Here is a 2,239-nt window from a genome sequence, read left to right on the forward strand (position 1 = left end):
CCCCGCCCGCCACGAGGCGGCGGCGGCGCCGCACAGGGCGACGAGAAGTCCCGTCCAGAACGCGAGGTGGTACGGCCAGACCGCGTCGCCGATCGTGAACCAGCCGGGCGCCAGTCCCACCTCGGCCGCCCATGAGGCCAGCAGGGGCGCGGCCGGCCTGCCGAGCGCGCACCCGGCGGCCGAGGCGAGCACCCCGACGATCAGGGCCTCGAGGAGCACCATGCGCCGCAGCTGTCCCGGGGTGGCTCCCGCGGTCCGCAGCAGACCGAACTCCCGGCGTCGGCGCTCGACCGCGAAGGCGAAGGTGGAGGCCACCACGAACACCGAGACGAAGGCGGAGACGCCGCCGGCCGTGCCGAACAGGGCGTTCATCGCGGTCAGCGCTTCGCCGTCGCGTTCGGGGCCGGCATCGGCGAAGCGGCGGTCGTCACCGGTGAGGACCTGGACACCCGCCGCCCCGCGCACCGCTTCCGGTACGGCCGCCGGGTCGGCGTCCACAACCAGCTGGAGGACGGCGGGGGACAGCTCGGCGGCGCGTGCGTCGGTGTGGAAGAGGGCGTGCTCGAAGCCGAGATCCCCCACGGTGCCCACCACCCGCACGGTGCCGTGATCCGTACGGACCGGCTCTCCCGGCCGTACCCAGTCACCGCTGACGACGACCTCGTCGTCCGCGCGGGGCGCACGGCCCGACTCGATCTCGTACGGGGCGAACGCGGCGGTGGACCAGGGGTGACCGGTCAGACCGCCGGGCCCGCCCGCCGCGCGGACGGGGTAGGAGCGGTCCACGACGACGGTGCCGAGCCGGCGCAGCGTCGCCAGGGTCGTGTCCGGCACCGCGCGGGGGTGCGCCAGTTCTCCGGTCCGGTCGCCGTCCGGTGTGGGGACACGGAACGTGTCCGCGCCCTTGACCACGGCCGGGGCGGCGGCGAACCGTTCCGGCCCCCGCGCGGGGGCCTCCAGCGAGGAGGCGAGTGCGAGTCCCATGACGGTGAGCAGGGCCACGCCCAGGGACAGGGCGGTGAAGGCGCCGGCGAAGGTGAGCGGGTGGGTGCGCACGGTGCGCAGGGCGAGGCTCAGCACGGCACCGTCTCCAGTCCGGTCATCCGCGCGGCGATGGCGTCGGCTCCCGCACGGGTCAGCTCGCCGTGGACGCGGCCGTCGACCAGGAAGACCACGCGGTCCGCGCGGGAAGCGGCCACCGGGTCGTGGGTCACCATGACGACTGTCCGGCCCGCGCCGTCGGTCATCCCCCGCAGCAGCGTGAGTACCTCGTGGCCGGTCCGGGAGTCCAGGGCCCCGGTCGGTTCGTCGGCGAACAGCACCTCGGGGCGGGTGATCAGGGCGCGGGCCAGCGCGACGCGCTGCTGCTGGCCGCCGGACAACTGCGCGGGCCGGTGCCGGGCGCGGTCACCGAGGCCGACCTGGTCGAGTGCGGCGCGGATCCGGGACCGCGGCACACGCCGGCCGGCCAGTCGCAGCGGAAGGACGACGTTCTGTTCGGCGGTCAGCGACGGCAGCAGGTTGAACGCCTGGAAGACGAACCCGATCCGCTCGCGGCGCAGCAGGGTCAGCCGCCTCTCTCCGAGCCCGGTCAGTTCGGTGCCGCCCACGACGACCGAGCCCGAGGTCGGCCGGTCGAGTCCCGCGGCGCACTGCAGCAGCGTCGACTTGCCGGAGCCGGAGGGACCCATCACGGCGGTGAAGCTTCCGCGCGGGAAGGCGAGTGAGACCTCGTCCAGCGCGTGCACCGCACGGTCGCCCGAGCCGTACCGGCGGCTCACGCGGCGCAGCGTGATCGCGTCGCCGTCCTTCTGGTCCATGTCCCACTCCCTGTCCGTTCCGGCCGTCGCGGGCTGAGCGACGGGGGAAACGAAACCGTTCACGGGCCGGGCGGCGCAGTGCGGCAGGGGCGAGAAGAGGGGTGGGGCCAGGCATACCCCGAAACCTCCGTCCAGGCCCATGGCCGCCGCGTGGCACCGCCTCTACGGTGATCCGCATGCAGCCCCGAGATCCCTGGCAGGCCATGGCCCGCCCCGGCTACGTGCTGTCGGCCTGGCCGTGGCGCTCGGCCGGATATCTGCTCACCGGTGCGGTGACCGGCGCCGTCGTGCTCGTGGGCCTCGCCGTGTCGGTGGCGGCCGGCGGTGTGCTCACGGTCGTCCTGGTGGGGCTGCCCCTGCTGTTCGGCACCGCACTCGCGGGCCTGCCGGTGGCCCGCCTGGAGCGGTGGCGGCTGCGG

The 2,239-nt window shown here is 75.0% G+C and carries 3 protein-coding genes; 1 reads left to right on the forward strand and 2 read right to left on the reverse strand.

Annotated features, from left to right (window positions below; translation table 11 throughout):
* Nucleotides 1–1,080 (reverse strand): ABC transporter permease (locus tag B9S61_RS04445; RefSeq protein WP_146064707.1); only part of this gene is annotated, 1,080 nt, incomplete at its 3' end.
* The gene (locus tag B9S61_RS04450; RefSeq protein ID WP_103541022.1) at nucleotides 1,074–1,820 is read right to left on the reverse strand and encodes an ABC transporter ATP-binding protein; all 747 of its coding nucleotides are present in this window, start codon (nucleotides 1,818–1,820) and stop codon (nucleotides 1,074–1,076) included. The genes B9S61_RS04450 and B9S61_RS04445, both read right to left, overlap by 7 nt.
* 176 nt (nucleotides 1,821–1,996) lie before the next feature.
* On the opposite strand from B9S61_RS04450, the gene B9S61_RS04455 reads away from it, so the two are divergent.
* On the forward strand, nucleotides 1,997–2,239 hold a 243-nt coding region (locus B9S61_RS04455; RefSeq protein ID WP_258039546.1), incomplete at its 3' end, for a sensor domain-containing protein.

The sequence above is a fragment of the Streptomyces sp. SM1 genome, assembly GCF_002910825.1.
Lineage (GTDB): Bacteria > Actinomycetota > Actinomycetes > Streptomycetales > Streptomycetaceae > Streptomyces > Streptomyces okerensis.